The 25276-nt window shown below is 70.1% G+C and carries 20 protein-coding genes; 13 read left to right on the forward strand and 7 right to left on the reverse strand.

Going from position 1 to position 25276, the window contains the following annotated elements; all coding sequences use genetic code 11:
- Positions 1–27: 27 nt before the first annotated feature.
- From AB0M26_RS26040 to AB0M26_RS26050, 3 genes are read right to left on the reverse strand one after another with little or no spacing between them, the layout of a single operon-like run.
- On the reverse strand, positions 28–1647 hold the full coding sequence (locus AB0M26_RS26040; RefSeq protein WP_365264467.1) for an FAD-dependent monooxygenase: 1620 nt from the start codon (positions 1645–1647) through the stop codon (positions 28–30).
- Complete coding sequence (locus AB0M26_RS26045; RefSeq protein WP_365264470.1) at positions 1644–2750, reverse strand: ketoacyl-ACP synthase III family protein; 1107 nt, start codon at positions 2748–2750, stop codon at positions 1644–1646. The genes AB0M26_RS26040 and AB0M26_RS26045 overlap by 4 nt, the downstream gene beginning before the upstream one ends.
- Positions 2747–3820, reverse strand: coding sequence for a ScbA/BarX family gamma-butyrolactone biosynthesis protein (locus tag AB0M26_RS26050; RefSeq protein WP_365264473.1), 1074 nt, complete (start codon positions 3818–3820; stop codon positions 2747–2749). The genes AB0M26_RS26045 and AB0M26_RS26050 overlap by 4 nt, the downstream gene beginning before the upstream one ends.
- 288 nt (positions 3821–4108) lie before the next feature.
- Between AB0M26_RS26050 and AB0M26_RS26055 the strand changes: the two genes are divergently transcribed.
- The 5 genes from AB0M26_RS26055 (at position 4109) to AB0M26_RS26075 (ending at position 8373) form a co-directional block, all read left to right on the forward strand.
- On the forward strand, positions 4109–5110 hold the full coding sequence (locus AB0M26_RS26055) for a beta-ketoacyl-ACP synthase III (protein ID WP_365264475.1): 1002 nt from the start codon (positions 4109–4111) through the stop codon (positions 5108–5110).
- A gap of 182 nt (positions 5111–5292) precedes the next feature.
- Positions 5293–5532 carry an acyl carrier protein gene (locus tag AB0M26_RS26060; RefSeq protein WP_365264477.1) on the forward strand — a complete coding sequence of 80 codons (240 nt, stop codon included), beginning with the start codon at positions 5293–5295 and terminating at the stop codon, positions 5530–5532.
- Positions 5532–6752 carry a beta-ketoacyl-[acyl-carrier-protein] synthase family protein gene (locus tag AB0M26_RS26065; RefSeq protein ID WP_365264479.1) on the forward strand — a complete coding sequence of 407 codons (1221 nt, stop codon included), beginning with the start codon at positions 5532–5534 and terminating at the stop codon, positions 6750–6752. Before AB0M26_RS26060 ends, AB0M26_RS26065 begins: the two co-directional genes overlap by 1 nt.
- A gap of 38 nt (positions 6753–6790) precedes the next feature.
- Positions 6791–7495 carry an SDR family oxidoreductase gene (locus AB0M26_RS26070; RefSeq protein WP_365264482.1) on the forward strand — a complete coding sequence of 235 codons (705 nt, stop codon included), beginning with the start codon at positions 6791–6793 and terminating at the stop codon, positions 7493–7495.
- A gap of 65 nt (positions 7496–7560) precedes the next feature.
- On the forward strand, positions 7561–8373 hold the full coding sequence (locus AB0M26_RS26075) for an alpha/beta fold hydrolase (RefSeq protein WP_365264484.1): 813 nt from the start codon (positions 7561–7563) through the stop codon (positions 8371–8373).
- Here the strand turns inward: AB0M26_RS26075 and AB0M26_RS26080 are convergent.
- Positions 8336–9139, reverse strand: coding sequence for an AfsR/SARP family transcriptional regulator (locus AB0M26_RS26080; RefSeq protein ID WP_365264487.1), 804 nt, complete (start codon positions 9137–9139; stop codon positions 8336–8338). The two genes, AB0M26_RS26075 and AB0M26_RS26080, sit on opposite strands and share 38 nt — an antisense overlap.
- A 299-nt stretch (positions 9140–9438) precedes the next feature.
- Here AB0M26_RS26080 and AB0M26_RS26085 point away from each other — a divergent pair, with 299 nt between their 5' ends.
- Both AB0M26_RS26085 and AB0M26_RS26090 read left to right on the forward strand, forming a co-directional pair.
- Positions 9439–13347 carry a beta-ketoacyl synthase N-terminal-like domain-containing protein gene (locus AB0M26_RS26085; RefSeq protein ID WP_365264489.1) on the forward strand — a complete coding sequence of 1303 codons (3909 nt, stop codon included), beginning with the start codon at positions 9439–9441 and terminating at the stop codon, positions 13345–13347.
- A gap of 194 nt (positions 13348–13541) precedes the next feature.
- Positions 13542–14174, forward strand: a complete 633-nt coding sequence (locus tag AB0M26_RS26090) for a TetR/AcrR family transcriptional regulator (protein WP_365264492.1) — start codon at positions 13542–13544, stop codon at positions 14172–14174.
- Positions 14175–14248: 74 nt separating this feature from the next.
- Here the strand turns inward: AB0M26_RS26090 and AB0M26_RS26095 are convergent, their stop codons facing one another.
- Positions 14249–15304, reverse strand: a complete 1056-nt coding sequence (locus AB0M26_RS26095; protein WP_365264494.1) for an aldo/keto reductase — start codon at positions 15302–15304, stop codon at positions 14249–14251.
- A 238-nt stretch (positions 15305–15542) separates the two neighbouring features.
- On the opposite strand from AB0M26_RS26095, the gene AB0M26_RS26100 reads away from it, so the two are divergent.
- Both AB0M26_RS26100 and AB0M26_RS26105 read left to right on the forward strand, forming a co-directional pair.
- A complete protein-coding gene (locus tag AB0M26_RS26100; RefSeq protein WP_365264496.1) occupies positions 15543–16955 on the forward strand; it encodes an MFS transporter in 1413 nt (470 codons plus the stop codon).
- Positions 16956–17032: 77 nt separating this feature from the next.
- Positions 17033–18010, forward strand: a complete 978-nt coding sequence (locus AB0M26_RS26105; RefSeq protein ID WP_365264498.1) for a zinc-binding dehydrogenase — start codon at positions 17033–17035, stop codon at positions 18008–18010.
- Between the two features lie 321 nt (positions 18011–18331).
- Here AB0M26_RS26105 and AB0M26_RS26110 read toward each other — a convergent pair whose 3' ends face one another.
- On the reverse strand, positions 18332–19228 hold the full coding sequence (locus AB0M26_RS26110) for an AraC family transcriptional regulator (RefSeq protein ID WP_365264501.1): 897 nt from the start codon (positions 19226–19228) through the stop codon (positions 18332–18334).
- A 295-nt stretch (positions 19229–19523) separates the two neighbouring features.
- Here AB0M26_RS26110 and AB0M26_RS26115 point away from each other — a divergent pair, with 295 nt between their 5' ends.
- From AB0M26_RS26115 to AB0M26_RS26130, 4 genes are all read left to right on the forward strand, one after another.
- Positions 19524–20066 (forward strand): VOC family protein, encoded by a 543-nt coding sequence (locus tag AB0M26_RS26115; protein ID WP_365264503.1) that lies wholly within the window; start codon positions 19524–19526, stop codon positions 20064–20066.
- Positions 20053–20862, forward strand: a complete 810-nt coding sequence (locus AB0M26_RS26120) for a glucose 1-dehydrogenase (protein ID WP_365264505.1) — start codon at positions 20053–20055, stop codon at positions 20860–20862. Before AB0M26_RS26115 ends, AB0M26_RS26120 begins: the two co-directional genes overlap by 14 nt.
- 109 nt (positions 20863–20971) lie before the next feature.
- Positions 20972–21661: a carbon-nitrogen hydrolase family protein gene (locus AB0M26_RS26125; RefSeq protein WP_365264508.1), complete on the forward strand. Its 690-nt coding sequence runs from the start codon at positions 20972–20974 to the stop codon at positions 21659–21661.
- A 269-nt stretch (positions 21662–21930) separates the two neighbouring features.
- Entirely contained in the window at positions 21931–22254 is a 324-nt protein-coding gene (locus AB0M26_RS26130) for a WhiB family transcriptional regulator (protein WP_365264510.1), read from the forward strand.
- Between the two features lie 168 nt (positions 22255–22422).
- On the opposite strand, the gene AB0M26_RS26135 is transcribed toward AB0M26_RS26130, so the two are convergent.
- On the reverse strand, positions 22423–25251 hold the full coding sequence (locus tag AB0M26_RS26135; RefSeq protein ID WP_365264512.1) for an AAA family ATPase: 2829 nt from the start codon (positions 25249–25251) through the stop codon (positions 22423–22425).
- Positions 25252–25276 lie beyond the last annotated feature (25 nt).

Genomic DNA, 25276 nt, shown 5'->3' on the forward strand with positions numbered 1-25276 from the left:
CCGGTAGGCATCCGGGATGCGGCCCGGTCAGCCGGTCTCAGACCTTCCGGCCTCGGCCTCGGCCTCGGCCGCGTCCGACGCGCCGACGCGGGCGAGGGTCCGGCGCAGCCGTACGGGGTCCAGGTGCGGCTCGATGGCGGCGATGTGTCCGTCGGGCCGTACCACGACCGCGCGCGGGGCCGGACCGAGGAGCCTCCTGAGGGCCGCCCATGCCGAGACGTCCCGCACCGGATGATCCGGGGCCAGTGCCGCGCGCAGTGTCTCGCAGCGCTCCTCCCACCGGACGCCCCGGGCGCCGCCCGCCCAGGCCAGGATGGTCAGGCGATCGTCGGCGATGGTGGGCCACGGGCTGTGGTCCACGTCCTCGTCGCCGTCGGGCACGAAAACGGGCAGCCGCTCGCCGACGCCCAGGGGGCGCAGCCGCCAGCTGATGTCGGCCTTGACGTTCTCCCTGTCCGAGGCGTAGTTGACGGTCAGTTGGCTCATCAATGGCGCCACCAGGCGCTGGAACGCACCGATGACGCCCGCCCCGCGCACGAGGGTGTCGCGCAGCGCGACCTTCGCGGGCTGCTGGACGAGGCCCCAGGATGTCTGCTTGGCGGTCACGAGGGAGACGCGTTCGGCGGAGTGGCGGCGCTCGGGATCGTAGGAGTCCAGGACCCGTGCATCGAGGGTGCCGTGCACCACACCGCCCAGTTTCCAACCGAGGTTGACGGCGTCCTGGATCCCGGTGTTCATACCTTGTGAACCGGCAGCACTGAAGATGTGCGCCGCGTCGCCGACGAGGAAGCAGCGGCCCGAGCGAAAGGAGGCAGCGGTCCGGCGACGCGCACGGAAGACCGTCGTCCACTTCAGCTCGCCCAGCTTCGCCGGGAAGGGCACGACGCGGTCCAGGTTCTCCTGGAACAGCTCGCGTGGCGGCTCGTCCTCGTCGTTCCACACCGGGACGCTGCACGCGACGCGGAACGTGCCGTCGCCGAAGGGGGCGAGCCCCATGGCGCCACCCGCGTTGTAGCAGTACACCATCTCGTCGGGCGGCAACGGGCCCTCCAGCGGACCGTCGCCGATGGCGAACAGCACATCGGCGCCCTGCCCCTGGAACTCGATGCCCAGCAGCCTGCGCACGGCGCTGTGCGATCCGTCGGCGCCGATCAGCCACGAGGCACGCACCCCCTCCGTGGTGCCGTCCGCGTGCCGCAACGTCGCCACCGGCAGATCGCCGGAGTTGTCGAGCCCCACCAAGGAGGTCTCCGACTCCACGTGGCCGCCGAGTTCGACGAGCCGTTTGCGGAGGACATCCTCGGTCTTCCACTGAGGGGTGCACAGCCCGAACGGGTACGGGGTGTCGTCAAGCCGGCTCATCTCGATGGCGCCGATGCGGCGGCTGCCGGAGTAGTAGGAGACGGCGTCGATGTGCTTGCCGGTACGGGAGAGTTCGTCCGCAACACCGATCCGGCGCACCAGCTCCAGGCTGCGCGGCCACATGATGACGGCGCGGGAGTGGACGGTCGTACTGGGCGCGGCGTCGACGATCCGCACCGGGATCTGCTGGCGCAGCAGGTCGCAGGCGACGATCATGCCGACGGGTCCTGCGCCGACGACCAGGACGGGCTCGGAGTCTGTCACGCGGTGCTGTCCGGGGCTCATCGCCCTCCCCTTCCACTGGGGTCCGCTGTGTCGATGTGAGTGGGGCGGGTACGGGGTCGCCGGGCAACCGCGCAGGACCAGGTGAATCCGCCGCCGGCGCTGAGGACCACGGCCGTCTCGCCGGGAGCGAGTTCGTGCCCGGCCCCGGTGCCGGCCCCGTCTCCGGCCAGCAGGGCGAGGTTGGCTAGCATGTCGCCGGCTCCCAAGTGGCCGGTGTCGTGGCCGACATCCAGGGCGGGGGCGTCGGTGACCTGGGCGACGGCGGGTAGGTACGCGGCCTCCAGCGCCGTCCGGCCGAGCCGCGGCAGCAAGACCGCACGGAGACCGGACTCCAGGTCCACGCCCGCTTCGTGCAGGGCCTGCCGGATGACGGACGGGACGCGCTGCTGCACAGTCTTCGCGAAGTGCTCCTTGCCGTTGTCCTGCAGGAACGCCTTCTTGGTACGGCGAATGTCGATCATGTCGCTGTGCTCGCGTGGCGCCGGGCTGAAGGGATCCCTGCCGCGGTGCATGGTCTCCATGACGGGCGAGGCCGCAGTGACGAGGGAGAGCAGCTCCAGTGCGTGGCCACTCTTCGGCGGGGCGGAGTGCAGCACGGCGGCGGTCCCGGCGTCGCCGTACCAGAGGCCGTAGTCGCCGCGCCAGCGGTCGAAGCCGGGCGCGCAGAAACGGTCGCCCGTGGTGACCACGGCCGTGCCGGTCGATGGGTCGGCCTGGAGCCGTGCTGCGGCCAACTCCAGTCCGCAGGCGCCGCCGTTGCACATCTGCTGCACCCCGACCGGCAGCGCGCCGAGTGCGCCGGTGCGGTGCGCGATGTAGTGCGCCGGCGACCAGAAGTCGTGGCCCTGGTGGTAGGTCCAGGCGTGCACGAGCAAGCCGACCTCCCCAGGATCCTCGCCCGTCGCCGCCAACGCGCGGTGTGCCGCGAGGACCGCCATGTCCGGCGGGGCGCACGCGTGCGAAACGGGCAGTTGCCGGTATCCGGTCACCGGCACGTCGTCTTGGGCGAGCCGCCCGGAAGACACGGCCTCCGTAGCTGTCTCGACGGTTTCGGGGAGCCAGGTGGCGACGGCGCCGACGTACAGCGGTCGGTGGAGTTTCACCGGTCTGTGTCCCGATGTGCGCCCGGTTCGGTCGGGGTGAGAGTGAACTCGGCCGTGGCGAGCGTCTCTTCTCGCTGCTCGAAGGTGACCCGCAGGCGCTGCCCCGCCCCCTCCGCACCGGAGTCCGCACCGGTGCCCGGCCGGTGGGCGGTCAAAAGGAGCGGACTGTCGAGTTCCGCGTAGGCGTGAAAGGAAGCGTCCAGGCCGGTCAGCGTCCACCACGTGCCCGGCCTGTGGCCCCATTCGCCCGCGGCGAGCAGGCTCAGTTGCCGACCTGCCTCCATGAGGACCATGCCGGGGATGTGGTCCAGCGGATGGTCGAAGAAACTGGGGTGTTCACCGGCGGGACGCAGTCGCGCGCTGACGCTGTCGCGGTCGACCACCGGGTCGAGCAGGATCACGTTCTCCTCCCGGGCCCGTCCGACGCGGAGCGGGGGGACGGGTGTTCCGTCCCGGTGGTGCCGGAAGGCGTCCGAGGTGGGCGGCGTGCTGCCGCGGCGCCGGCTGCGCATGGCCGCGTAGGTGCCGCCGGGCAGATAGGCCACGCGCAGCCGAACCTCCCCGCTGTGTCTGCCGGCGACGTACAGGCCCATGACGTACGTCGTCGCCAGCAGCGAGTCCTCCCGCCACCGCGAGTCATGCGTGGTGACGTCCATCGTGACCTCGACGGGACCGGATCCGGGCCTCGGCCATATGCCGCCGGGGGACGCGCGGTCGCCCGAAGCGTCACCGGACAGCTCCATCGACCAGGACTGGAGGACGAACACCGTGTCGCGTGGCGCCCCGAAGTGCGCGTGGACGGCGTGGGTCTCCGCCTGCCGGCAGCATTCGAGCAGCAGCAGCGGGTCGACGGGGCCGACGGCCCCGGGCGCGATGTGATCGGTCCAGTAGGCGTGCGACGGGGGGAGTTGGGCCGCTGCCACGAAATGTTCGCCCGTCACCTTCCTGCTGTCCGTCAGAAACAGCTCGGACAACGCCTCCCGGTGCACCAGATCTTTCGGGACGGTGCGCGAGAAATCGAGGCCGGAGAGCAGGTCTCGCACATCGGCCGACTCAGCGGCGACTGTCACTCCTTCTCCCTTCCCTTGAGGGTGTGAACGTGGTGTCTGGCTTGCGATGACGATGCTGACGGACGGCGCTGTTCTCCCGCTCACATTGCCCTCATTTTCGGCGTGAGCGACCCATTACCCACTCCTGTGCGCCTGATGAAAGGAACTCAAGTGAGGTCATGCACGATGAGATCTCGTAAGCCTCTGAAGTCCCGCAACACGGCCAGAGAAAGGAATCCCGATGAATTTTTCGGGGAGCGGCGCACAGCACACCGGGCCAGCCCCGGCGGGGAATCGCGGGAACGCCCGATGAGCCGCGCCGCAGTACTCGCCGGAGTGGGCGCTTGGTTACCGGAGACCGTTGTCACCAACGACGAGCTGGCCCGCCACCTGGACACCACCGACGCGTGGATACGCACGCGCACCGGGATACGGCGGCGTCGCGTCATCGGCCCGGGTGAGTCGACGGGCTCCCTCGCCGTGGAAGCGGGGCGGCGCGCGCTGAAGTCGGCCGGTACGGACGAAGCCGGGGTGGTCGTCGTCGCCACCAGCACACCGGACCGGCCGTGCCCGGCGACCGCACCCGAGGTGGCGAGCCGGCTCGGACTCACCGGGGTTTCCGCCTTCGACATCGCCGCTGTGTGCACCGGTTTCGTCTACGCCCTGGGCACGGCCGCCGCGCTCATCACATCCGACACCACGGACTCCGTACTGGTCATCGGCGCGGACGCCTTCAGCACCATCCTCGACCCCGAAGACCGCACCACACGCGCGGTGTTCGGGGACGGCGCGGGAGCGGTGCTGCTGCGCTCGGGGGAGCCCGGTGAACCGGGCGCGCTGGGCGGGCTGCACCTCGGCAGCGACGGGACCCGCAGCGAACTGATCGAGGTTCCCGCGGGCGGTTCACGTCAGCGTGCCTCGGGCGTACCCGCGGCCGAGGCCGGACCGTATTTCGCCATGCGGGGGAAGGCCGTCTTCTCCGAGGCCGTACGGAAGATGGCCGATGCCGTCGAAGCGACCGCCCACAGTCTCGGCTGGGCGCCCGGCGACATCGACCGATTCGTCCTGCACCAGGCCAACGCCCGCATTCTGGCGGCCGTCGCGGACCGCATGGGGATGCCCGCTGAGCGTTTCGTCTCGAACATCGAGGACGTCGGCAACACAGTCGCCGCGTCCATTCCGCTCGCTCTGGCGGACGGCGTCGCCGACGGCGCGCTACGCGCCGGACAGCACACCGTGCTGGCCGGTTTCGGCGGAGGCCTGACCTGGGGCGCCGTCGGTCTCGTCTGGCCGGACGTCACCCCCGTCTGAGCCGGTCGTCACGGCCGTCTGAGCCGGTCGTCAGGGCCAATGGAACACCGGACAACACTCATACGTGACCACGTGACCACGTCACAGCGTGACCACGTCACAACGTCACAACGTCACCACGTGGCCGAGTCACCCGAGTCACCACCTCGTGATCAATTCACCCCCCAACTCGAGGAGTATCCATGCAGGTCATCGAGGAACGCGTCGCCGAAATTCTTTCCGGCCAGTTCAAGGTGAAGAAGGACGTCATCACTCCGGACGTCACCTTCCGTAAACTCTCCTTCGACTCTCTCGTGCTCATCGAGCTGAGCCTCGTCCTGGAAAAGGAGTTCCAGGTGGCCCTGGAGGAAGGCGATCTCACAGACAGGCTCACCATACGCGACGTCGCCGATCTGCTCTCCGACAAGGGGGCAGTGGTCTGATGCCGGCTGGAATTGCTGTCACCGGCCTCGGGCTTGTGACCCCGGCCGGAATCGGTGTGGCGGAGAACTGGGAGCGCCTGCTGTCGGGCCGTTCCTGCGCCACCCACGACGAGGCCCTGCGCGGACTGCCGGTGGACTTCTCGGCACGCGTCCCGGATTTCGACACGGAGGCGCTCCTGGGCGGATTCTCCTCCTGGCAGCACGAGCGGTTCGTGCAGCTGGCGCTCGCCGCCTCCCGAATGGCGGTCGAGGACGCGGGATGGGGCACCGGCACCTGGGACGGCACCCGCGTGGGCGTCGTGCTCGGCAACTCGCTGGGCGGCGCCGCGACACTCGAGGAGCAGTACGACGTCCTCCGCGAGGCGGGACCCGCCCGCGTCTCCCCGCTGACGATCACGAAGTACATGCCGAACATGCTTGCCGGCTACATCGCGATCGACTGCCACGCCACCGGGCCCAGCCTGGTCGTCGGCACGGCCTGCGCGTCTGGTGCGACGGCCGTCGGCGTGGCCCGTGACCTGCTGCGCTCCGGCGCGTGCGACATCGTGCTGGCCGGAGCGAGCGAGTCCGCGCTCACGCCGACGGTGATGGCCGGACTGACGAAGATGGGTGCGCTGTCCCGGCACCGCGAGGCGCCCGAGTACGCCGGACGTCCCTTCGACGCGGAGCGGGACGGCTTCGTGGCGGCCGAGGGCGCCGCCGTACTCGTCCTCGAACGCGCCGAGGACGCGCAGGCGCGCGGCGCCACGGTCCGCGCTCTCGTCCAGGGATTCGGGGCAGCCTCGGACGCCCACCACGCCACCGCCCCCGAACCCGAAGGCCGGGGCATCGAGCAGGCGTTGCGGCTCGCGCTGGATGACGCCGACGTCTCTCCCGGGGACGTCGACCACGTCAACGCGCACGGCACTTCCACCCCCATGAACGACGTGATCGAGGGCCGCATGATCGGCCGAGTCCTGGGCCCGCGCCCGGCCGTCACTTCTACGAAGGGCGTGACCGGCCACGCCTTGGCCGCCGCCGGTGCCCTGGAGGCCGCGTACACGGTGCTGGCCGTGCAGCACGGCACCGTACCGCCCACGGCGAACCTCAAGAACCAGGACCCGGAGATCGAGCTGGACGTGGTCTGCGGCGAGCCGCGCCGTACCCGCATCGAGGCGGCCGTCAGCACCTCACTCGGCTTCGGCGGCCACAACGCAGCGCTCGTCCTCACCCCCGCGTGACCGCGAAGCACGCCCGACAGACATGGGAGGGAACCACGATGAACCGCTCGGTCTTCGTCACCGGCGGCAACAGGGGGATCGGGGCCGCCGTCGCCGCCGCGTTCACGGCCACCGGTGACAAGGTCGCTGCCAGCCATCGCTCGGGTGGTCCGCCGAAGGGGGTGCTGGGGGTACGAGCGGACGTGACGGCGTCGGGCGAGGTGGAGAAGGCCCTGCGCGAGGCGGAGAAGGCGCACGGGCCGGTGGAGGTGGTGGTGGCCAACGCCGGCATCACCGGGGACCGGCCCGCACTCCGTATGTCGGACGAGCAGTTCGAGGAGGTGCTCCGCACCAACCTCACGGGCGCCTTCGCTACCGCACGTGCCGCGCTGCGGAGCATGCTCCCGGCCCGACGCGGCCGCATCGTCCTGCTCTCCTCGGCGCTTGGCTTCCTCGGCTCGCCTGGGCAGGCCAACTACGCGGCCTCCAAGGCCGGTCTGGTCGGCATGGCCCGCTCGTTGGTGTGGGAACTGGGTGATCGCGGCGTCACGGTGAACGTGGTGGCCCCCGGCATCATCGAGACGGACATGACGGAGCTGCTGTCCGAGAAGCGCATGGCCGAGCTGATGCGGATGACGCCGCTCGGCCGCCCGGGCAGGGTCGACGAGGTCGTGGCCGCCGTCCGCTTCCTGGCGAGCGAGGAGGCCGGCTACATCACCGGTGCCGTGCTGCCGGTCGGCGGAGGCATCGGCATGGGGCTTTGACGTCCCCGAACTACCGGGCACCTGAAGCACGTGGCCACTGACAGGCGGAAGAGAGGAACCACAGCGTGTCTGCGAGCGCGGCCGCCGGCGGCTGGACGGATCTGCTGCGGCCGGCCGGCCCAGCGGCGCCGGCCGCCCGCGTACTCGTCTTTCCGCACGCGGGCGCCGGTCCGCTGCGTTATCGCGCGCCGCTGTCGCGGCTGTCCGACGATGTGGAGCTGGTCGGCGTCACCCTGCCGGGGCGAGGACGACGAGTCGTCGAGCCGCTGTCGACATGCGCGGCCGAAGCGGCCGAAGGCGTGTTGCGGGAGCTGCGCCGTCTACCGCCGGCACCGACCGTTCTCTATGGGCACAGCATGGGCGGGCTGCTCGCCGTCGCCGTCGCCGACCTGGCCGGGGACGACCCCGCCGCTGTCAACTGCGGTGCCGTGGTGGTGAGCTGCGCGCCGCCCGGGGCGCGTACGCCTTTGCCGCTGGAAGACATCCTCGCCATGCACGGTCTGCCGAGGGGGGCGCTCCGCGAATGCGAAGGGCGCAGCGATCGCGGTGACAGTGGCGACGCCACCGGATTCGACTGGGACGCACGAGTGCTGGCTCATGACCTGTCTCTGTCCTTGCAGGCGTTGACGGCGGTGCGCGGAGCGCGCCTCACAGTGCCGCTGACGGCTCTCGCCGGCCACGACGATCAGCTGGTACCCGCTGAGGACGTGCCGCGGTGGGCGGCCTTCACCCAAGCTGCCTACCGTCAACGTCTGGTGGCGGGCGGGCACTTCTTCCCCTTCGCCCCCTCCGGTACGGACGTACTGCTGGCCGAGCTCGATGCCGCCCTGCACGCGGCCGTCACGTCCGGATGCCGCCCTGCGGCACCGCGGGTGTGAGTGAATCGTCCGAGACCAGGATCGCCTTCTGCAACTCCCGCAGCCGCGCGGAGGGTTCGAGGCCGATTCCTTCGGCGAGTGCGCTGCGCAGTGCCTGGTAGACCGAGAGGGCGTCGTTCCGCCGCCCCGTACGGTTGAGGGCGATCATCAGGCACTCGTGGAACATCTCGTCGTAGGGGTGCAGCGCCGCCAGTGCGCGCAGCTCACCGACCACTTCGTACCTGTGCAATCGCAGGTCGAGGGAGATCCGCCTGCGCAGCATCGCCTTGCGGCTCTCTTCCAGGCGCATCACGTGGGACTGGAGGATCGGCCCGGTCGGTAGGTCGGCCAATGGCTCGTCACGCCACAGGTCGAGCGCGCACCGGACCAGCGCCGACGCCTCCGCGAGGTCGCCCGCTGCCTCTGCCGCGTCCGCCTCGGCCGCCAGTGCGTGGTAGCGGCGGACATCGAACTGATCGTCCTGGGCAGCCAGTCGGTAGCCCGTCTGTTCCGTGACGAGGATCCGCTTGGCGGTGGCGCTGCCGGTGTCGCCGGGCAGTGTCTTCCCCAGCTGTTTGCGGATCTGCATGACGTAGTTCTGCAAGCTGGTGGTCGCGCTCCTGGGGGCCCGCGGGCCCCACACCTCGCGCTCCATGGCGTCGGTCTGCACGACCCGCCCCGGGTTGAGGACCAGCAGGGCAAGCACCTTTCTGGCCTTGGGCGCTGCCGGCACCACGGATTCACCGTTCATGGTGACACGCAGCGAACCCAGCACGTTGGCGATCATCAGTCCTCCTCCTCAACGCTCCGCGATCCGCGGCCCGTTGTCTGCCGGACATGACTCTCGAGATACGTATAGTCAAGTGCATCCTTGAATGCAAGTCCACAATTGCCTCTGAGTCTCCATATCGGAACCTCCCCTTAAGTGAACAAAAGGGACAGAATGTCATTGTTGATGGGTGCTCAGACCTGCAATCAGCCAGAACATAAGTGCACTTGAGGCAAAGTTTACTCACTGTGCCAATCTTGAACTCGAGTGATTGGCAGCATGGGGAGCGACATGTCCACGTCGTGAAGAGGGACTCGATGCAGTACGGACAACAAGAAGCCCGGAGCGGCCTCGCGGTCATCGGCATGGGGTGCAGGTTCCCCAACGCACCGGGGGTGGAAGGGTTCTGGGACCTGCTGGTGGGGAACGAGGAAGCCGTCACAGAAGTCCCCGCAGACCGTTTCGACATCGACCGGGTTTACGACCCCCTGCCCGGCGCACCGGGCAGGACCGCCTCCCGGCACGGCGGCTTCCTGGACGATGCGTTCGGCTTCGATGCCGCCTTCTTCGGGATCGCGCCGGTCGACGCCGAAAGCATGGATCCGCAGCAGCGCGTGCTGCTGCACGTGGTCTGGGAGGCGCTGGAGGACGCGGGGTTGACACCGGACCACCTGGCCGGGAGCCGGACGGGCGTCTTCGTCGGGCAGGCGACGTCCGAGTACGCCGAGCAGGCCGGGGCCGAGCAGGTCCAGCCCGGCGGAGCGGGGCAAGGACCGGGAGGAACGCCGGGGCAGGCGCTGCGGGACGCCGTCGGACAGCGCATCAGGGCCGCCACCGCGGGGCGCGTCTCGTACGCGCTCGATCTGCGCGGTCCCAGCTTGGTCATCGACACGGCCTGCTCGTCCTCACTGGTTGCCGTGCACGCGGCGCGGCAGAGCCTGCTCACAGGGGAGAGCGACCTGGCCATTGCCGCCGGCGTCAACCTCCTCCTCTCCCCGCGCGACGCGGTCGCCTACTCCGAGGGCGGCATGCTGTCCCCCGCCGGACGCTGCCGCTTCGGCGAGGCCGCCGCCGACGGCTTCGTCCGCAGCGAGGGCGTCGGCACCGTCGTCCTCAAGCGGCTGGACGACGCGCTGCGGGACGGCGACCCCGTGCAGGCCGTGGTGCTCGGCAGCGCCGTCACCAACGACGGCCGCGCGAGCGGCCTGATGCTGCAGCCGTCCGTGGACGGCCAGGCAGCCATGGTGCGCGAGGCCTGCCGGAGTGCGGGAATCCGCCCGGACCAGCTCGACTACGTCGAGGCGCACGGCACCGGCACTCCCGTCGGTGACGAGGTCGAGCTACGCGCCCTGGCCGAGTCCGCAGGGGACGGTCGCGACCCCGAACGGCCGCTGCTGACCGGCTCGGTGAAGACCAACATCGGTCACGCCGAAGCAGCCGCCGGCATCGCCGGACTGATGAAGGCGGTGCTGACCCTCCGCCGGGGCGTCATACCGGCCTCGCTCCACCTGGAGTGCCCGCATCCGGTGCTGGCCGAGGAGGGACTCCCCATCGAGATCGTCACCGAGAACCGTCCGTTGGCGAGAGCGGCCGGGGACGCGCTCGTGGGCGTCAGCTCCTTCGGCCTGTCCGGCACGAACGCTCACGCGATCATCGGTGAGTACGTCGCGCCGTCCACGGCTCAGCACACGCAGGCATGGTCGCACACGACCCCTCACATACCGGCCGCGGGGAGGGCCGCCGGTCCACAGCTGCTGGTGCTGAGCGCTCGCTCGTCCGCCGCCCTGCGCCGGTTGGCCGGCCGGTACTCGGATCACCTGGGTCCGAGCGGGCGGGGACGTGTCAATTCACTCGAGGACATCTGTGCGACCGTCGCCACCCGACGGGCCGCCCACCCCCACCGGCTGTGGGTCGTCGGTGACTCACACGACGACGTGGCGCACAAGTTACGTGCTCTGGCCGAGGGTGAGGTCATCTCCGACGGTGGTGTCGACGACGCCGGTTACGGCCCGGGTGGCTACGCAGCCGAGAAGCCCACCGCCTTCGTGTTCGCGGGACAGGGCTCGCAGTGGGCGGGTATGGCCCAGGACCTGCTCGCTGTCTCCCCGGCCTTCCGCGGCGAACTCGACCGCTGCGACCAAGCGATCCGCGCCGAGCTCGGCTGGTCGGTACTCGAACTGCTGGCGGACCCCCCTGAGGACCTCCCCACCGGCGTGGCCACGGTGCAACCCGCCCTGTGGGCCGTGCAGGTGTCGCTGGCCGCCGCGTGGAGGGAGTTGGGCGTACGACCGCGGCTGTGCATCGGGCACAGCATGGGTGAGGCGGCAGCCGCGTACGTTTCGGGCGCCCTGACACTGCCGGACGCGGCCCGCGTCATCTGCCGCCGCAGCGAACTGATGGAACGCGCCGCCGGGCGCGGGGCGATGCTCGCGGTCGAACTCTCGGCCGAGCAGGCGCAGGAGACCGTCGCACGCCACGACGGTGCCGTCTGCGTGGCCGCCGAGAACGCGCCGACCTCCTGTGTGCTCGCCGGGGACTCCGCTGCGCTGGACCGGATCGCGGTGGAGCTGGAGGGGCTCGGCGTGCTCAGCCGCAGGGTCCGCGTCGACGTCGCATCGCATTCCCCCCACATGGAACCGCTCCGCAACGAACTCTCCGAACAGCTGCCCACCCTCGCACCGACCGAGACGACTGCCGGCACGAGCATGCTCTCGACCGTACGCGCCACCACCGTACGGGGCCCCGAACTCAACGGCGCCTACTGGGGGGAGAACCTGCGCCGCACCGTTCGCTTCGCACCCGCGCTGCGTGCTGCGGCCCAGCATGGCGACAGCGTGTTCGTCGAGGTCGGTCCACACCCACTGCTCCTCACGGCGATCGAGGACACGCTCGCCGAGGCCGGACTCGACGGCACCGCGGTGGGCACCATGCGGCGGGACGAGGACGCCCGGATGGGGATGCTGCGTGCGACTGGCCGGATCTTCGCCGCGGGTGGCGCGGTCGACTGGAGGCGGTGGTACGGCGACAGGCACCGCGGTGTGCCGCTGCCTGCCTATCCGTGGGAGGCGGTGCGCTACCGCCGTGCGGGCGCGGGTGCCGGCACGGCAACAGGCGGTCATGCGGGTGTCGACTCGGGCGGGATCGAACGGCAGGTGCGGCCGGTCGACACCAGCGCCTGGCGTACGGACGCCTGGGCGGAGGGCGTCTGCGTGCGGGACGTGACTCCCGTACCGCCGGTCGTCCACTGCGTCACGCTGCTGGAGGCGGCGCGGGAGGTCGTGCGCGAGGGGCGGGCCGGGAAGGACGGGCCCCTGGCGCTGGAGGACGTACGGCTGGAGGCCGGCGAGCCGCTGACGCCGGACATGCTCGGCAGTGCGGACGTGCGGGTGACCTTCGAAGGCGACGCGGCCGCGGTCGAGTTCCGCGCCGACGAGGAGAACGAGTGGCGGCGGTGCGTCACCGCACGCCCGCACCATCTCCCGTCCGAGGGGCCGGAGGAGGAGCCGCAGAAACTGCTGCGGACGTTGGACTTCGCTCTGGAACGATGCCGGGAGTATGTGTCGGAGGACCGTTTCCATGCGCGGGCCGCCGCGCGCGGCGTCGTCGTCGGGGAGCCGTTCCGTGCGGTGGAGCAGTTATGGCGCGGCGACGGCGTGGCGGTGGCCCGCATGCGGCTGCCGAAGGTACCGGGGCCGGCGGCCTGGGAGGCGGCGCTGCTGCCGTTGCTGGCCACTGACGACGAGCTCGGTGTGCCCGGGTCCTTCGCGTCCGTGCAGCTGTTCACGGAACTCCCGGATGCCTTCTGGACGCTGTGCCGGGTCAATCGGGCGGAAGCGGATGGCCTGCGGCGTGCCGACGTCCTGCTCATGACGCAACTGGGGCGCGCGGTCGCCCGCTTCGACGGGATACGACTGCAACGGGCGGCGCAGACGGCACGCAGCACTCGGTACGCCGGTCCGCATGCAGGCGCCTCCACGACTCCGGCCGACCAACGCTGCCCGCGGAGGGATCTGGTGGCGGCCGCAGCCGCCACCCTGGGCATGCCGGCGCGCGACCTGGATCCGCGCAAGCCCCTCCGCGACCTGGGGCTCGACTCGCTGATGGCGTCCCGGCTGCGACAACGGCTGCGCCGCGAGCACGGCATCGAGATCACGGCGGGGCAGCTGCTGAGCGGCGAGAGCGTAGAAACCCTCACCCGGAGCCTGGTTGCGGGGACACCGGCATGAACGACACGGCGCCGCAGGGCAGTTCGATCCCACGAGCCGCCCGCTTCCGAGTGAGTGTAGAGCGAGAACTGGGACACATTCTTGGACTGTGGTATAAGGAAACGGGGGCAGGCCAGGAGATTACCTCACCCGAAGGAGCCCGCTCTGCTTGGTGGTCAGCTTCGACCACAGTCGACTGGAGGCGGAGAGAGATCATGGAGTCACATGCACCCGCAGTGCCGCCCGTGGGCCGCCGGGAACGCAACAAGCAGCGCGTCAAGGAAAGGCTCTACACGGCGGCGCTGGAACTCTTCCGCGAGAGGGGTTACGACCAGACCTCCATCGATGACATCGCCGAACGCGCCGACGTGGCCCGTGGCACCTTCTTCAACTACTTCCCGCGGAAGGAAGACCTCATCGGCTCCTGGAGCGAGCGACGGCGGGCCAAACTCATCACGCAGCTGGCCGAGACCAAGTCGTACGGTTCCGGCGCCATAACCCAGCTGAGACAGTGCATGTTCGCGCTGGGGCGAATCAACGAGCAGGAGCGCGAGCTCACCGTCGCCATGCTGACCGCGTGGGTGAAAGCCGGGCGTCCGATCCAAGAAGAGCCGTACATGGCGGACATCTTCGCGGGCATCATCAGGGCCGGATGCCAGAGCGGCGAACTGGCCGACGGACTGTCACCGGACCTCATGGGTGGCATGCTGCGTGACCTGTATCTCGGCTCGCTCTACCGCTGGTCCCGGAAGGGACCGGAGCAGGAGCCCGGCGCACTGAGCGCTGAACTCCTCACGATCATCGACCACTTGCTCGCCGGTGTCGGGAAGCAGCCGGTCCGGAGCTGAACCACGGAGCCCGCCGTGTGCCCCGCGGCGGGCTCCACGCAACCGGTTCACGCCGCTACGTCCGAGGCCCGCCCTCAGGCCCCGCGCAGCTCCTGGGGGAGGCGCCGCATGGCCGGGTCGAGGAGGTGCAGGGGCGTGTGGTCGGCGTCCGCCGGGTTGAGGTCCGTCGCGGGCGGCACCAGCGCGTCGATCCGGTCCAGGGCATCGTCCCCCAGCCTCACCTCCGCGCCGGCGAGCAGGTCCTTCAACTGACCCACGGTGCGCGGGCCGATGATGACCGAGGTGACGGCCGGGTGCGACAACACGAATGCCAGCGCCAGGTGCTGGAGCGGGTGGCCGCACTCGGCGGCCAGCGCGACCAGATCCTCGACAATGTCGAGCTTGCGCGCGTTGCCGGCGAAGGACTGGTCGAACTTGTGGTGGATCAAGTCCCTTCGGAACGAGCCCAACTCACCGATGCCGTCCGCCCCGCCCTTGCGGAAACGGCCGGTCAGCCAGCCACTGTTCAGCGGGCTCCACGTCAGGACACCGAGCCCGTGGCGGTGCGCTGCGGGCAGGACGGACCGCTCGACGCCCCGCATGAAAAGGGAGTACGGGGGTTGTTCGGTGTGGAAGGGCACGTGGTGGCGGCGTTCGGCCGTCCATCGGGCCTCGACGATCTGGTCGGCGGAGAAGTCCGATGACCCGATGGCCATGACCTTCCCCTCCCGTACCAGGTCACTGAGAACCGACAGCGTCTCGTCGATGTCGGTCGCCGGATCGGGCCTGTGCACCTGGTACAGGTCGAGGTAATCGGTACCGAGGCGGCGCAGGCTGCCCTCGACCGCCCGCCTGATCCAACGCCGTGAGTTTCCGCGGTGATTCGCGTCCCCGCCCATCGGGAAGTGCACCTTGGTCGCCAGGACCACGTCCTCGCGGCGGCCCTTGAGCGCCTTGCCGACGATCTCCTCGGTCTCGCCCGCGGCGTACATGTCGGCCGTGTCGATGAAGTTGATCCCGGCGTCGAGCGCGGTGTGCACGAGCCGTACGCAATCCGCGTGGTCGGTGTTGCCCCACGAGCCGAGCATCATCGTGCCGAGACAGAACCTGCTCACGGAAATTCCGGTGCGCCCCAGAGTCGTCCTGCGCATAGAAGTCCTCGTACTCCGATCGGTTCGGGAGATCCGGAAGAAGTTGCGCCGAGTCTGACACGCCATGACACCCCTGCGTGCACTCGCATGAGCGGCACGTGAGCGAGGTGTGAGCAGCGTCGTTCAGCATGGCATGTGGAAGGAAGGCGCTCGAGGGCTCGACTCGTGCTCGGTCCGACTCGACCGAAGCCGGAGCCGAATCCGGGCGCCGCGAAGCTCCTAGTCGTTTGGGAATCTCATGCAACGCGCAGGGACGCTGCTGCTGTCGCTCGTGGCGGTCTTTCTCGTCCCCTTCACCCTGACAGGCGCCTCTGTCGCGCTGACCGACATCGAGAGCCAGTTGCACGCGAGCCTCGCCGCCACGCAGTGGGTGGTGAACGCCTACAGCGCCACCTTCGCCGGCTTCATGCTGGTCAGCGGTGCTCTGGCGGACCGCTTGGGGCGGCGCCGGGTCTTCGCGTCCGGGGTGGCCCTCTTCGCGCTGTGCGCGGTGATCAGCTCGTTGGCCCAGAACATCGCGGTGCTGGACGTGGCCCGGCTCGTCTCGGGGATCGGGGCCGCCGCGACCACGACGGGCGCGAGCGCGGTGCTCGCCGAAACCTTCACCGGGCCCGCTCGCGCCAGGGCGTTCGGCCTGTTCGGTACCACGATCGGCGCCGGGTTGGCCGTCGGGCCCACGCTGACAGGCCTGTTGGTCCACAACTGGGGATGGCGGGCCGCCTTCGCCCTGCCCGGCGTCATCGGCCTGCTGTGCCTGCTGTTCGTTCGTACGCTGCCGGCTTCCCGCCCCGAAACCGGAGGCGGCCGCCTCGACCGGGCCGGCGGCACCCTCTTCACGCTGGCGCTGCTGACACTGATCTTCGGGCTCGTCGAGGGCCCGGATAGGGGGTGGGGCAGTCCCGCGGTGGCGGGGGCGCTGGCGGCTTCGGTGGCGCTGTTCGCGGGGTTCGTGGCTGTCGAGCGGCGCGTCGGCGAACCGCTGCTGGACCTACGGCTCTTCGGCACAGGTCGCTTTCTGGGCCTGTGCCTCGCCGTGGTCGCGGTCGTCGGGCTCTTCGGCCCGCTGCTGACGTATCTGCCGGCGTACTTCGCCGCAATCGCCGGCATGGGCGCCGGTGAGGCCGGACTGTCCATGATCGCCCTCACCGGTCCCGTACTGGTCGTGCCGCTCGTGTGCGGAGCGCTGGTGCGCTGGATTCCCGGGCCCGTTCAGGTGGTGGCCTCCCTCGTGCTGGTGTCCGCCGGCGCCGTCTGGCTGGCGACCGGGGCGTCGCTGTTCCCGGCGCTGGTGGTGACGGGCGTCGGCGTGGCCGTCGCGCAGGGGCTGCTGGACGGGCTGGCAGTCGACGCAGTGCCCGCCGAGCACGCGGGCGCCGCCGCGGGGGCCTTCAACACCGCCAAGCTGACCGCGGAAACCCTCGGCATCGCCGTCGTGGGCGCCGTCCTCGCCGCCCGTACGGGAGGCCGGCTGTCCGGGCCGCGCTTCCCCGAGGCTCTGCACCTCACGCTGTGGTGCTTTGCCGGGTTGAGCTTGGTGGCCGCCGCCGTCAGCGCCGTGCTGTTGCGTTCGCGCCCCGCGTCGCCGGCGGCACCGGCGACACAGCCGGCACCCGCGTCGGCCGACGAACGCGAGCGAGCGGCTGCCGGCTGAACCGCCTTACCGGCCAACGCTTTGTCTGCTCCACACTTTCCCCTTTCCTTTGTTCACCCGATGAGGAGTGACATTCTGTGCGCGCTGTGACGATCTCCCGCTTCGGTGACGCCGAGGTACTGGATTACGCCGAGGTCGAGCCCCCGACGCCGGGACCCGGTCAGGTCGCCATCGACGTGACCCACGCGGGCGTGAACTACGCCGAGATCCTCTTCCGCCAGGGTGCAGTGGACGTTCCACTGCCCTACGTGCCGGGCATCGAGGCCGCCGGACACGTCCGCGCGCTCGGTGACGGCGTCAAGGACCTGCGGGTCGGGCAGCCGGTGACGGCGCTGACCATGACCATGGGCGGCGGCTACGGCGAGGTGGCAGTCACCGACGCCCACCTGGTCGCCCCGCTGCCGGACGACGCGGACCTCGCCCTGATGGCCGCCGTACCGTCCAACAGCACAACGGCATGGCTGGTACTCCGCGAGGTGGCGCGACTGCGCAAGGACGAGCGGGTGCTCGTGCACGCCGCAGCAGGCGGCGCGGGCAGCCAACTCGGCCAGGTGGCCAAGCTGCTGGGCGCCGGCCAGGTAGTGGGCACGGTGGGTTCACCGGAGAAGCTGGAGAAAGCCGCCGCCTTCGGCTACGACAACGTCGTACTCCGCAGTGAACTGCTGGCCTTTTCAGAAGAGTTGACCGAAGGATGCGGCTTCGACGTGGCCGTCGACCCGGTCGGCGGCACGGCCCGCCGGGAGAGCTTCGACACGCTGGCGCAGGGCGGGCGTCTGATCGCCATGGGCAACGCCTCCGGCGCCGACACCGTTCACTTCGACGCGAACGAGCTGTGGTTCAGCGGCAAGGGCGTGCTCGGCTTCAACCTCGGCGCGTTGAGCGGCGAGCGCCCCTCAGCCGTGACGCCGGTGCTGCGGCGCGTAGTCGACGCCGTGCTGGACGGTGGGCTGCGTGTGGAGGTGGGTGAGGTGCTGCCGCTGAGCGACGCGGCGCAGGCTCACCGCCGCATCGAGAGCGGCCGCAGCACGGGCAAGCTGGTGCTGGCGATGCCGTAACGGCCTGGCTGCAGGACGGGCCGGCGCGGGGCCGGGCGGACCGAGGGGGACGGCTTGCCAGAACCGCCTGAGGCTTGCGGGATCGCAGGCAGCTCGGTGCGGCGGTTGTCGGTGGCCGACCCGGGAAGGACGTGCCACAGCCGAGGCGTGCATCCTCGACGCCCCTCGAGCCCGACCACAACTACATATGGGCCCTGATCGCTTCGTGCCACAGCCTGCCCCTCCAGACGCCTCGGTCGTCCTCTTCCCCCGTGGCGGATGGCCGGGGCCTCTTCCGTCGGAAGAGCCGGCGCCACTCACGCTGATCGTCGCCCTCGTCCTCTAACGGTTCGGCCGCCGTACGGCAGCCGAGTGCGGGAGACGCGCGGGGCCCGCTGCCTCGCGCAGGAGGAGGCGCACGCGTGACGGTGGTGCGCCTGCCGAACGCCGGAGACGGTCGGTGAAGTGGCCGTGGCTGGAATAGCCAAGTGATGTGCCGAGGTCGGCGAGATTGTCGGCGCCCTCGGCGAGGGCCCGTAGGGCGGCGGCAACACGCAGACGTTCCCGATAGGCATGCATGGTCACTCCGTGCACCGCGCGGAAGGCTCTCGCCAGGTGGTACGGCGAACATCCGGCGGCTGCCGCGGCGGCGTCCAGCAGCCTGGGCATCGGCTCGGCGTAGTGTTCGGCCACGAAGGCGGCTGCGGTGTGGGCGGCCTTGTGCCGCGAGGGAGGCACCGGTGCGGTCCGGCGGTCGGCGGCCTGATCTGCGCAGGTGATGTTGCCCAGGTAAATCATCGCCAACTCGCGGATCGCATGGGGATCGTCGCCATGGCGCAAGGCCGAGGCGCGGAAGAGCAGCGTGTCCAGCAGATGGCGCGGGGGCATCACGAGGCGTCCCGTGCGTGCGAGCGGGTGTCCGGTGCGAACGATCTGCGCCCAGTACTCGGGATCCAGTCCAATGACCACGCACTCGTCGCCCCCGCCCACCGGGTGGCCGAAACGGTACGGCTCCCCGGGCTCGAGCAGTAGCGCGCAGCCCGGTTCCGCGACGTGCGTGCTGCCGGCCGTCACGCACGAGAACACTCCCCGCAGGGGGAACGCGACGCGGCGCAGGCCGTCGGTCTCCTCCGCACCCGGGGGAGAGACCGCCGCACTGCACCGCACGTCCGCAACCCGTACACCGTCTACGTCGGTCAGCGTCCTGACCGAGAGCGGCTCGGGCTGGAATCCGGTCACTCGTGCACGATACCGGCCGCAACCGGAGAACGGCCCTTCCCGAATGGTCCGCATACCCGCCGCAACCGGAGAACGGCCCTTCCCGAATGGTCCGCATACCCGCCGCAACCGGAGAACGGCCCTTCCCGAATGGCCGGCTGGATCCCTTGCCGCGGACATCATGCCGGCCGCTTCAGCTCCCACCGGAGGGCCGGCGGAACCGGCGGCACGCGCAGGATCCTGAAAGCGCCCCCGGCACAGGGCGGAGATCATCGTTCCGCAGCCGGTGAGGAAATCACTGGAGATCGGAGCGATCATGGAGTCCAGCGGCGCGGTCGAGCGCATCCTGGGGAACCCTTCCGAGTTCTTCAGAATTCAAGAGCAGCGCCTGCGTGCGATGGGTATCGACATCATGGGATATGCGCTGAGCCATCTTGCCTTCCGGACGGAGACGAACGAGGAGTACGTCAAGGTCCGGGGCGAATTGGAACGGTGTGCCGTATCGAATGTGGAGAATATCTGGAACGGCCGACGGATATCGAAAATCATCCTGTCCGAGCCCTTGCGTCCTGTGCCGGACGTCGAAGTCTCCATGATCGAGTTGATCCCCCCGACTCACCAGCGCACCTACAAAATGGGGCTCGAGCACCTCGGCGTGGTGATCGGCGAAGAGCTGGAGGCGTTCGCAGGCGCGCACCGAAAGAACATGACCGGCAGGCAGAACCAGGGGCCGTACTGCCGGCCGTACTACATCACCTTCCCCGACCACACCAACGTCAAGTTCTACGTGCATTCGCTGCATGACGTCTGCGTCCTCGAAGGCCGTACTTTCGACGGATTCCACCATGTCCCGGACTGACGCCGCACAGGGGACTCCACGTCCGGATACGGGCGGTCTGCTGGACCTGACGGAGCAGGTGGCTGTCGTCACGGGCGCCTCCCAGGGCATCGGCTCGGCCGTCGCCCGCCGACTCGCGGCAGCCGGCGCGTCAGTCGTCGTCCACTACCGGGGAAACCGCGGCGGCGCGCAGGCGACCGTGGCCTCTATCGAGGCGGCGGGCGGCAGGGCAATGGCCGTGCGGGCCGAGTTGTCGGATCCCAACGAGGTGCGCACCCTCATGATCAGCGCCACTGCCCGGTGGGGACTGCTGAACATCGTCGTCAACGCCGCCGGGATGTTCCCCACCAAGGCGTTGACGGCGCTCGAACGGTGGGAGTGGGACGCGATGTTCACGAGCAACGTCACGTCGGTCCTGCACTGCACCCAGGAGTCGGTCGGTCCGATGCGCGAGGCGGGCGGGGGAGCCATTGTCAACATCGCCTCCATCGCGGCCCTGAGTCCCGCTCTCCGGCACAGCCACTACAACAGCTCGAAGTCGGCCGTCGTCATGCTGACCCGGTCCAGTGCTCAGGAGCTGGGGCCGCTCGGCATCCGGGTCAACTCCGTCTCCCCGGGACTGATCAACAGGCCGAATCTGGAGCACGACTGGCCCGACGGCGTGGCCCGATGGCGAGCCAAAGCCCCTCTCCGGCGCGTGGGTGAACCGCTGGACGTGGCGGACGCCTGCCTCTTCCTGGTCTCGCCCGGCTCCCGGTGGATCACCGGCCATAACCTTGTTGTAGATGGCGGCATGCTCTGCGCGCCCATCCACTGACCCTTCCGCCTCCGCCTGGGGCCAGGGAGAGGCATGTCGTGTGGGCCGCATGCGAGACGCGGATCGGCTCGCACAGTGGACGAGAGGAGTCGGGGTGGAGGAGCGGTGGTTGAGTATCGCGGTGGCGCAGCCGCGGTGCGTGGCTCACGACGTGACGGCCAATGCGAAGGCGCATGCGGAAGCTGTCCGGGCGGCGGGTGCGCGGGTGGTGGTGTTTCCCGAGATGTCGCTGACGGGGTACGAGCTTCAAGCGGCACCCATCGCTCCGGACGACGAACGGCTGGCTCCCATCGTCGCCGCGTGCGCAGAGGCCGGGACGCTCGCCCTGGTCGGCGCTCCCGTGCCCGGACCGCACATCGGCATCCTCGCGGTGCACGGAAAGGGCGCTCACGTGGCCTACGAGAAGGTCTGCCTGCACGGCCGTGAGGCCTTCCACTTCATGCCCGGTGAGCCCGCGGTGATCGAAGTCGACGGCTGGCGGATGGGGCTCGCCGTCTGCCGTGACACCGGTGTCCCCGAGCACGCCGCGCGGACCGCCGCACTGGGCATGGACGGCTACGTGGCAGGGGTCCTCCACGCCGACCACGAAGCCGAGGTCCACGGTGAGCGTGCCCGCCGGGTCGCCGCCGACCACGGTGTATGGATCGCCACGGCGGCCTTCGCGGGCCCGAGCGGCGGGAGCTTCGATCGCACGTCCGGCCGCTCGGGCATCTGGTCGGCCGACGGAGAGTTGCTCGCCGAGGCGAGCGCCGACCCCGATGACGTCGCGCGGGCGGTCGTCGGCAAGAGCTTGCGTTGATGCGCGGTTGTTGACGGTCGACGTCCCGGCGTGTGTGCCGGCGTTGGTGGTCGGGCTGGGGCCCGCAGTGTTCAGGGGGCGCTGGTGTTGCGGTGAGCGTCCCCTGCAGCCGCACCAGTCGTCGCGCGGCCTCATTCGAGCCAACTCGATGGAGTGGTGGTGCCCTCCAGGGGCTTCTCGACTGTGGAGCTTGCTCGTAACGTTCCACGCCGTACGCAGCACCCGCTGTGATCGGCATGTGCGGGGCAGGAGTTGGGAGAGGCGACGACGTGCACGGCGAATCCGACTGGAGTGAACGAGCCATCTGCCGGGCCGGAGACCCGGACGAGCTGTTCGTGGAAGGCGCACTACAGAACCGGGCCAAGGCCACCTGCGTGGGCTGCCCCGTGCGGACCGAGTGTCTCGCCTACGCCCTGGACCACCGCGTCGAGTTCGGTGTCTGGGGTGGCATGACCGAACGCGAACGACGCGCACTGCTGCGCCGCCGCCCCACGGTGACGTCCTGGCGGCGGTTGCTGGACACGGCTCGGGCAGAGCACGGGAAAGCCCGGCCGGGAGCGGCCGAGCCCGGGATGGCCTTCGAAGCCGGCTGATTGCCGCGCCTAGGTCGGGAGGTGGGAGGGCGCGGAGGCGCCGCGAGCGGTACTCGGCACACCGAATGTGGTTGGCGCTGCTGGAGAGAGCATAGGGGCGTCGTGCGGGCACCGGCCAGGCCCGTCGCGTCCGGACCGGACGGCGCCGCCAGTGCCGTGTGTGCCCCATCAACGCCGCCTGGCCACCGCGGTGGCGAGTTCCACGCGGGAGGTGAGGTCGAGTTTGCCGAGGATGCTTGACACATGCGATTGCACCGTCCGACGCGAGATGAGCATCCGGTCGGCGATGGCCGGGTTGGAGAGCCCTTCGGCGACCAGCGCCGCGATCTTGTCTTCTGTGTCGGTGAGGGCGTCCCACCCGCTGACGGGTCCTCGACGGCGGTCCGAGCGCCTCCTGGGCAGGCCCGCGGCTTCGAGCCGTTCTTCCGCGCAGCTGATGGACCACTCGGCGCGCAACTGGCCGTAGACGTCGAGGGCTTGGTCGAGCTCGGTCCGGGCTTCTTCCAGGCTTCCGGCGGCCGCCAGCACCGCGGCGTAGTCCTCCAGGTACTGCCCGCGTGCGAGCAGCCATGGGGCCTCCCGGAAGTAGTCCGCCGCCGAGGCGAGGATCGCCGGATCGCCCTCGAACAGGCCCCGACAATGAGTTCGTATGGCCTGGGCTCGCGGTGTCGCGGCTTCCGCGTCATCCCTCGGGTCCACTTCGGCGACCACTTCCCGTGCCGTGTCGAATTCGCCGAGAGCAATGGCCAGCCGCACCAAGTCAGCTGCTCTCGAGAGCAGTCCCGTGCCTCTGAACGGGCCGAAACCGCGACGCCATCCTTCCAGCAGGTCCGCGAGGGCCTCGTGCCGGTCACCCTGCGACTCCAGGCGCAACTCCCGTGCCCAGTGCGGTAGATACTCGAGGTACGGGGTGGTTGTGGAGGATGTGGTCGCGGCGTCGGCCGCCGCGAGCCGCTCGTCGGCTGTGGCGAAGTCGCCCCGGAACCCGGCGATCAGCGCCATCAGGCCATGGATGGCTCGCGGCGTGCTCAGGTAGTCCGGCAGTTCAAGCCCTACCTGGGCCTCCGCCCATGCGTCATCCCACGCGCCGGTGTGGAACATGAACTCGGCTCTGGTGGCGTGGCAGAGCGTGAGCAGCATGCCGCCGCTGCGCTCACCGAGATGAAGGCCGGCCGCGATGGCCTGGTGCGCCTCGGTGGTTCGGTCGAGTTCGAACAGGCTCCGCCCGCGGATGATGTGCAGCCCGATCAGGTGCTGCGTAGAAGCCGCCTGTCCGGGGGTGTTCCGCGCGCCCTGGTCGGCGGCCTCCAGGGCGCCCCTGTGGTCGCCGCGGAACATCCGCACGATCGAGATCGTCAGGTGAGAGTCCACCATTGCCTGGTACTCCCCGTGCTCGACCACGGTCGCTCGCACCTCTTCCGCTGTCGCCACCGCACGGTCGAACTCGCCGAGGCGGAACAGGCACGTGGAAAGAAAGGCCTGGTACTGCCGTGTCTGAGAGGGTGACAGCGTCCCGGAGCGCAGGGCGTCCTCGGCCCTCTTGACGGCACGATCCGGCCTGCCGCACGCGACGTCCGCCTGAGCCAGGACCCAGTACATCTCGCTCCGCAGCGCCGGCTCCTGAAGGTGCGGCAGGGCCCGCTCGGCCTGCGACTGCACATCCGGAGCACGGCCGGCCCACAGCAGAGCCGACGCCAGCAGAACCTCCAGCCGGCCGGCCCGCTCGCTTCCGGGTCTCACATCATGGAGAGTTTGTTGCAGCAGCTCGACGGAGAGGCTCGGCGCGCGCAGGGTGAGCGTCGCGGCATGGTCGGCCACCCAGTTGATAACCACCTCATCCTCGGCCGCCGCCGCGGCCTCGCCGTCGGGACCGGCGCCCATCAGCAGATGCTCCGCGACGCGTTCCACCGCGCCACCGCTTCTGGCCAGCGCACGGCCCACAGCGCGGTGGGCCGGCGCGTGCGCCGGGATCGACTCGTACAGTGCCTGCCGAATCAAGTCGTGGCGGAAGACCAGCCGTTCGGCCCTCTCCCGCAGCAGGCCGTAACGCACGACCTCCAGGACCGAGGGCACCAGGTCCGCCGCCGGCTTTCCCGTCACGGTCGCCAGTTCTGCGACAGTGAAGCCCGAGCCCAGCAGGGACGCCGTGCGCAGCAGCTCCAGCGCCTCCGGGGAGGCCCAGTCCAGCCGGCCCACGATCGCGGAAGCCAACGAGCCGGGAACGGTCCCGGCCTCGGTTTCCACCAAGGCGTCGGCGATATGGATCGCACGCTCCCGCTCCAGGGCGCCCAGAATCTCGGTGACGAAGAGCGGGTTGCCCGTCGCGTCGCGCAGCAGGTGAAGCAAGGTGGGGCCCGCGGGCGCGCCGAGCAGATCGCGGGCGACCTGGGAGATCGCATGCTCGCTGAGCGGCCCGACCTCCAGGAGCACGGCGCCGCGGCCGACGAGGCTGTGGCGCAGCTGAACCAGTTCCCCGCCGACAACGGGGCGCATTGCCGTGATCAGCACCAGGGGCAGGCTGTGGAGGGACTTACCGAGCTGGTGGAGCACGGTGAGCGTGCCGGCATCAGCCCACTGCAGATCGTCCAGCAGCACAGCAACGGGGCCCTGGGAGCACCAGTCGTCGAGGAGGGCGAGGATGGCCTCCACCTTCGCGAAGTCCGCCTCCCGTCCCGGAATGACATCGGGTCGGCCCTCTCCGCGGATCTGCCTGGCAAGCGCACGCAGCTGCGGGTCGGCCCAGGCTGTGTCGATGCCCAGGCACCGCCCGATCGCAGCGAGCGGAAGACGCTGCTCCAGTTCCTCAGCCGATCCGAACAGCACCCGCAGTCCGGTCTCCCGTGCACGGAACGCCGCCGCCCGCAACAACGCGGTCTTCCCGATCCCCGGCTCGCCCTCCAGCAGGACAGCTCGACCGAGCCCGGACGAAGCCCTTGCGATGGCGAACTCCAGCTCCTGCATCTCCAGGGAACGCCCTGCCAGCCCGGTTGTCGCCACTCCCATGCACCACCAACCGATCTGT

Origin of the sequence: Streptomyces sp. NPDC051776 (genome assembly GCF_040681345.1) — a bacterium.
Lineage (GTDB): Bacteria > Actinomycetota > Actinomycetes > Streptomycetales > Streptomycetaceae > Streptomyces.

What these genes read in the sequence shown, in the direction of transcription:
- AB0M26_RS26085 (WP_365264489.1), top strand. Translation starts at nt 9,439, where the DNA reads ATGCAGTACGGACAACAAGAAGCCCGGAGCGGCCTCGCGGTCATCGGC.
- AB0M26_RS26070 (WP_365264482.1), top strand. Translation starts at nt 6,791, where the DNA reads ATGAACCGCTCGGTCTTCGTCACCGGCGGCAACAGGGGGATCGGGGCC.
- AB0M26_RS26065 (WP_365264479.1), top strand. Translation starts at nt 5,532, where the DNA reads ATGCCGGCTGGAATTGCTGTCACCGGCCTCGGGCTTGTGACCCCGGCC.
- AB0M26_RS26040 (WP_365264467.1), bottom strand. Translation starts at nt 1,647, where the DNA reads ATGAGCCCCGGACAGCACCGCGTGACAGACTCCGAGCCCGTCCTGGTC.
- AB0M26_RS26080 (WP_365264487.1), bottom strand. Translation starts at nt 9,139, where the DNA reads ATGATCGCCAACGTGCTGGGTTCGCTGCGTGTCACCATGAACGGTGAA.
- AB0M26_RS26055 (WP_365264475.1), top strand. Translation starts at nt 4,109, where the DNA reads ATGAGCCGCGCCGCAGTACTCGCCGGAGTGGGCGCTTGGTTACCGGAG.
- AB0M26_RS26120 (WP_365264505.1), top strand. Translation starts at nt 20,053, where the DNA reads ATGTCCCGGACTGACGCCGCACAGGGGACTCCACGTCCGGATACGGGC.
- AB0M26_RS26100 (WP_365264496.1), top strand. Translation starts at nt 15,543, where the DNA reads ATGCAACGCGCAGGGACGCTGCTGCTGTCGCTCGTGGCGGTCTTTCTC.
- AB0M26_RS26060 (WP_365264477.1), top strand. Translation starts at nt 5,293, where the DNA reads ATGCAGGTCATCGAGGAACGCGTCGCCGAAATTCTTTCCGGCCAGTTC.
- AB0M26_RS26090 (WP_365264492.1), top strand. Translation starts at nt 13,542, where the DNA reads ATGGAGTCACATGCACCCGCAGTGCCGCCCGTGGGCCGCCGGGAACGC.
- AB0M26_RS26095 (WP_365264494.1), bottom strand. Translation starts at nt 15,304, where the DNA reads ATGCGCAGGACGACTCTGGGGCGCACCGGAATTTCCGTGAGCAGGTTC.
- AB0M26_RS26115 (WP_365264503.1), top strand. Translation starts at nt 19,524, where the DNA reads ATGGAGTCCAGCGGCGCGGTCGAGCGCATCCTGGGGAACCCTTCCGAG.